Source organism: Actinoallomurus soli, from assembly GCF_024055715.1.
Taxonomy (GTDB): domain Bacteria; phylum Actinomycetota; class Actinomycetes; order Streptosporangiales; family Streptosporangiaceae; genus Actinoallomurus; species Actinoallomurus soli.
Map to the genome: position 1 here is coordinate 1 of NZ_JAMXMV010000054.1, position 4,795 is coordinate 4,795.

Below are 4,795 nucleotides of genomic sequence, written 5' to 3' on the forward strand. Positions count from 1 at the left end.
GATCCGGACACGGCTCGGTCCCCGACCCCTTCGCGCGACCGGACACATCGTCTTTTCTTTACCGTCACAGACCGTAGCCACACCGACACCTCTGCCTGCCCGGACGTGTAGAGCAGCCTCCAGCGGCAACATAGAGTCATGGAATGACAACTCTTCGTCATTGATTGGAGCCGGGTTGGCCTGGGGGCGGCGGGCGAGAGACGGTGCGCTCCGGATGACACGCGCGGCCGCCGTCATCCTGTGGGCGCTGACCGTGACCGTCGTCATCCTCGTCCACGGCGCCGGGCCGCACGACACCCACGCGGCGGTCGTCCTGGCCTCGATCCAGGACGGTCACCCGGTCCCCGTCCCGTGCCCGGCCTCCCGGTCGGCGGGCCGGTTCCGCTCCGACCCGGGCGACGGCGGCCGACCCACGCCGTGGGGCCACTGCGACGCCGTCCTGCACCGGGCGCCCGCGCCGCCCCCCGGCCCCGGCGCGCAGCACCCGCGCCCGTCCGCCGTACGGCCCGCCGAGGCGGCGGATCCGCGTTCGGCGGAGCCTTGCCGGGCCGACCGCTCGGCGCGACCCCTCACGCCGCCCGAACCCGCACACCTGCAGGTCTTCCGCTGCTGATCCGCGGCCCGCCCGTACGCGCGCGGAGCGAGCACGCCGCGCCCGACGGAGCACCGGTTCACCTCACCCGTCCCCAGCGCGAAGGGTCTCGTCCCATGCAGTCACTGATCGACCATGCCCGCAGCTTCCACCAGCAGGTCGCGACCCACCGCGGCCGGCGCTCCCCGTTCCGGCCGGACCACACACCACAGGCGATCTTCGTCTCCTGCTCCGACGCCCGGGTCGTCCCCTCGCTGCTCACCGGCTCCGCACCCGGAGACCTGTTCGAGCTGCGCACGGCCGGCAACGTCATCCCGCCCCACCGTGTGGGGCGGCTGACCGCCGAGGCCGCGACCCTGGAGTACGCCGTGGTGGTCCTCGGCGTCCGTGACCTCATCGTGTGCGGCCACACCCGATGCGGCGCGGTCGGCGCCCGTACGGGCCTCGGCGGGCTCCGCAACGCTCCGACCACGAGATTCTGGCTGCTGCACACGCACCGATGGCGGGGGATCCGTGCCCAGGAGCAGGAGGACCCGGGCCGGCCGCACCTCATCGCCCAGCTCGACAAACTCCGCCGCTATCCGTGGGTGGCCCGGCGCCTGGCCAACGGCACGCTGCGGCTGCACGGCTGGTTCTACGACGTCGAGACGGGCGCGGTCTGGAGATACCGGCCCGACACCGGCGCGTTCGTCCCCCTCTAGTCGTCCCGAAGGGCCCGCGACCTCCCGATCCTCGCCTCAGGAACGTTCCCACCAGGCACGAGTATGCTCGGAGAGTGACTGACCGATCACCTACTGCCATGTGATCGGGTCCCGCCCGGGGTCCGCGGCCTGCGCCGCGGCCCGCGGGCGTGGATGGTCGGGGCCCGTCGGGGGGCGGGTTCGGGGGGTGCGATGTTCGGAATGCACGACACGGTACGGACGGCGAGGCGGCGTTCGCTGCTGCGCCGCTGGTCCGGCCACGAGTCACCGCTGCGCCGGCTCGACTGGGTCCTGCTCGGCGCCGTCATGAGCCTGACGCTGATCGGGACGCTCCTGGTGTGGTCGGCGACCCGGCCGGCCCTGCTGCACACCGGTCAGGACCCGCAGGTCTTCCTCAAGAAGCACCTGCTGACGGTGGCGATCGGCTTCGGGCTGGCCGCGCTGGTCACGGCGCTGGACTACCGGCTGGTGCGCGCGTACGCGCCGATCGTCTACGGCGCGTCCTGCATCGGCCTGATCCTCGTGCTGACACCGCTGGGCTCGACGATCAAGGGGCATCACTCCTGGATCGAGCTGGGCGGCGGGTTCCAGCTCCAGCCCGCGGAGTTCGCCAAGGTGGGCATGGTCGTGGTGCTCGCCGTGCTGCTCGGCGAGCCGAGGGACGCCCAGACCGCGCCGGACACCCGCGACATCGTGGTCGCCCTCGCCCTCGCCGGACTGCTCGCGGGCCTGATCATGATGCAGCCCGACCTCGGGACGACCATGGTCCTCGCCGTCGTCGTCCTGGCGATGGTCGCGATCTCCGGCACGCCCAAGCGCTGGCTGGTGGGCCTGGTGGGCGGCGGAGTGGGCGGCGCGATCGCCGCCTGGCAGTTCCACCTGCTGAAGCCGTACCAGATCAACCGGTTCATCGCCTTCGCCGACCCCTCGGCCGATCCCAGGGGCGCGGGATACAACGCGGCACAGGCCCGCATCGCGGTCGGCTCGGGCGGCCTCGCCGGTCAGGGGCTGTTCCGGGGGCAGCAGACCGGCGGCCACTTCGTCCCCGAGCAGCACACCGACTTCATCTTCACGGTCGCCGGCGAGGAGCTCGGTTTCCTCGGCTCCGCGCTGATCGTCGTCCTCGTCGGCGTGGTGCTCTGGCGCGGCCTGCGCATCGCCGCCCTCTGCCCGAACGGCTTCGGCATGCTCGTGGCGACCGGGGTCGTGTCGTGGCTGGCGTTCCAGACGTTCGAGAACATCGGCATGACCATCGGCATCATGCCGATCACCGGGGTCCCCCTGCCGTACATCTCGTACGGCGGATCGGCGACGCTCGCCAACATGATCGCCCTCGGCCTCCTCCAGGCCGTCTACCTCCGCCAGCGCGCCTTCAGCTGACCGAAGGCCCGGCGCCGGAGTCCGTGCTGTCACCCATGCCGATGGTGCCAGGAATGACGCGGGCGACCTCGGTGCAGGCTCCGTTGGGGGCCCGCCGGCGTCGGAACGGCTCCGGCGTTGCCGCCGGAGCCGTTCGCCGAGTCGCCTGGTCGCACCGGGTCGCTTACTCGGCGGTCTGCCAGAAGGCGCACTGGTGTTCGGTGGCGTCGTCGACCGAGCCGATCCGGGTCGGGGCCAGCGTCTGGACGTGCCGGGTCCCCGGCGCGTACGCGGTCCAGGCGGGGGCACCGTCGGCGGCCGGCGCACCGGCGCGGGCGAAGGCGGTCCAGTAGCCGATCTCGGTGTGCGGCAGGAGACGGTCGGTGGGGAGGCCGCGCAGGCAGGCGATCGCGGTCGCCTCGTCGGCGCAGCCGAGGTCCCCGGCCAGCGCGCCGCCCTGCGCGTCGACCGTCGCGAGCGGTTTCCACTTGTCCGTGGCGGCCGTCGCGGGCGCCTGCCGGCCGGGCATGAGGGTCGGGGTATAGCTGCCGCAGCTCGCGCTCTGGATGATGACCTTGTCGTACAGCCCCTTCGCGGCCGGGGACGTCAGCTGCCCGCACGTGCTGATCGCCCCGGCCGACTGGCCGAACAGCGTGACGTTCCGGGCGTCTCCCCCGAAGGCCGCGGCGTTCCGCCGGACCCAGCGCAGTGCCGCCTGCTGGTCCTGCAACCCGAACGTGCCCGAGCCGGGAAGCCCGGCGTGCCCGAAGAACCCGAAGATCCCAAGCCGGTAGTTCACCGTGACCACCACGACGTCCCCCTGCGCCGCCATCCGGCGCGGCTCGAACTGACTCCCGGAGCCGCTGGTCAGGTCACCGCCGTGCAGGAACACCATCACGGGCCGCGCCGCCGACGCGCCGCGCGGCGTGGTGACATTGAGCGTGAGGCAGTCCTCGCTGACCGCGCTGCCGACCGGCTTGTTGTACGGCAGCTGCGCGCACACCGGTCCGGGCTTCGTCGCATCACGGGGCCGTGCGGCGGGCTTCGATGCGGACGCCGTGGCGAACCGGAGCTGCCGCCCTCCCTGCACCGGTCGGTACGTCGGCTGCGGCCGTCCGTGGCGGGGACGGCGGCCGTTCCCAAGTCCGCCGAGGTGCGAGATCGTGGGGGCGACGCCCTGGGAGGTCGGTATGGCAGGCGACGGACGCAGGTTCACGGTCACGGTGACGGCGCGCAGCAGCGCCGCCCCGGTGACGTTGTTCCGGCTGGTCGCGGACGGCGGCCGCTGGTCGGAGTGGGCCGGGACCCTCTCGCCGCGCTCGTCGTGGGAGCGGCAGGGCGACCCGGCGCCCGGTGGGATCGGCGCGATCCGCCGCCTCGGCCTGTGGCCGGTGGTCGTCCGTGAGGAGACGGTCGCGTACGAGCAGGACCGGGTGCACGGGTACGCCCTGCGCACGCCCGCCCCGCTGCGGGACTACCGGGGCGAGGTGACGTTCGAGGCCCGTGCGGACGGCGGCACGTCGGTCGTGTGGCGGGGCTCCTTCGCCGAGTTGGTCCCCGGCACGGGCCGTGTCGTCCAGTGGGCGCTGCTCCTGGTGCTCCGCTCGCTGACCCGCCGCCTCGTACGAGCCGCCGAACGTGAGACCCGGACCCCTGACGGGGCGTCCCCCCTGAGCTCCCGGTCCGAGGCTCACCCGGTCATCGGTCCGCTCGGATGGGGGGATCGGTGGTCCGTGGCTGCCTCTGTCCGCAGGCGGTAGAAACGACGCAGCACCGCGAGATGGGGGAAACGCCATGATCGATCGTGTTGGGCTGGCGGAGTTCCTCCGGAGTCGTCGCAAGGCACTGCAACCGGAAGACGTCGGTCTTCCCCGCGGTCCTCGTCGCAGGACCGACGGGTTGCGGCGCGAGGAGGTCGCGGCGCTGTGCCTCATGTCGACCGACTATTACTCCCGGCTCGAGCGGGAGCGCGGGCCGCAGCCGTCGAGCCAGATGCTCACGTCGATCGCGCAGGGGCTGCACCTGTCGCTCGACGAGCGAGACCACCTGTTCCGCCTTGCCGGGCACAACCCGCCGCCCAGGGGAGCGTTCAGTGCGCACATCAGTCCGGGCCTGCTGCGCATCCTCGATCGCCTGACCGACA

Annotated in this window: 6 protein-coding genes; 5 read left to right on the forward strand and 1 reads right to left on the reverse strand. The window is 72.7% G+C overall.

Going from position 1 to position 4,795, the window contains the following annotated elements; translation table 11 throughout:
* Nucleotides 1-214 precede the first annotated feature (214 nt).
* From NDW01_RS42535 to rodA, 3 genes are all read left to right on the forward strand, one after another.
* On the forward strand, nucleotides 215-613 hold the full coding sequence (locus NDW01_RS42535) for a hypothetical protein (RefSeq protein ID WP_252830362.1): 399 nt from the start codon (nucleotides 215-217) through the stop codon (nucleotides 611-613).
* Nucleotides 614-708: 95 nt separating this feature from the next.
* Nucleotides 709-1,293 carry a carbonic anhydrase gene (locus tag NDW01_RS42540; protein ID WP_252830363.1) on the forward strand — a complete coding sequence of 195 codons (585 nt, stop codon included), beginning with the start codon at nucleotides 709-711 and terminating at the stop codon, nucleotides 1,291-1,293.
* Nucleotides 1,294-1,494: 201 nt separating this feature from the next.
* Nucleotides 1,495-2,673: a rod shape-determining protein RodA gene (gene rodA / locus NDW01_RS42545; protein ID WP_252830364.1), complete on the forward strand. Its 1,179-nt coding sequence runs from the start codon at nucleotides 1,495-1,497 to the stop codon at nucleotides 2,671-2,673.
* Nucleotides 2,674-2,836: 163 nt separating this feature from the next.
* Here rodA and NDW01_RS42550 read toward each other — a convergent pair whose 3' ends face one another.
* Nucleotides 2,837-3,874 (reverse strand): carboxylesterase family protein, encoded by a 1,038-nt coding sequence (locus tag NDW01_RS42550; protein WP_308211889.1) that lies wholly within the window; start codon nucleotides 3,872-3,874, stop codon nucleotides 2,837-2,839.
* Here NDW01_RS42550 and NDW01_RS42555 point away from each other — a divergent pair.
* Complete coding sequence (locus NDW01_RS42555; RefSeq protein ID WP_252830366.1) at nucleotides 3,843-4,412, forward strand: SRPBCC family protein; 570 nt, start codon at nucleotides 3,843-3,845, stop codon at nucleotides 4,410-4,412. The two genes, NDW01_RS42550 and NDW01_RS42555, sit on opposite strands and share 32 nt — an antisense overlap.
* A gap of 34 nt (nucleotides 4,413-4,446) precedes the next feature.
* Nucleotides 4,447-4,795, forward strand: a 349-nt coding sequence (locus NDW01_RS42560; protein WP_252830367.1) for a helix-turn-helix domain-containing protein, incomplete at its 3' end; no start/stop codon positions are given.

Excerpts from the sequence above, each read along its gene's own strand:
- rodA (WP_252830364.1), top strand. The coding sequence starts at position 1,495 with ATGCACGACACGGTACGGACGGCGAGGCGGCGTTCGCTGCTGCGCCGC.
- NDW01_RS42535 (WP_252830362.1), top strand. The coding sequence starts at position 215 with ATGACACGCGCGGCCGCCGTCATCCTGTGGGCGCTGACCGTGACCGTC.
- NDW01_RS42540 (WP_252830363.1), top strand. The coding sequence starts at position 709 with ATGCAGTCACTGATCGACCATGCCCGCAGCTTCCACCAGCAGGTCGCG.
- NDW01_RS42555 (WP_252830366.1), top strand. The coding sequence starts at position 3,843 with ATGGCAGGCGACGGACGCAGGTTCACGGTCACGGTGACGGCGCGCAGC.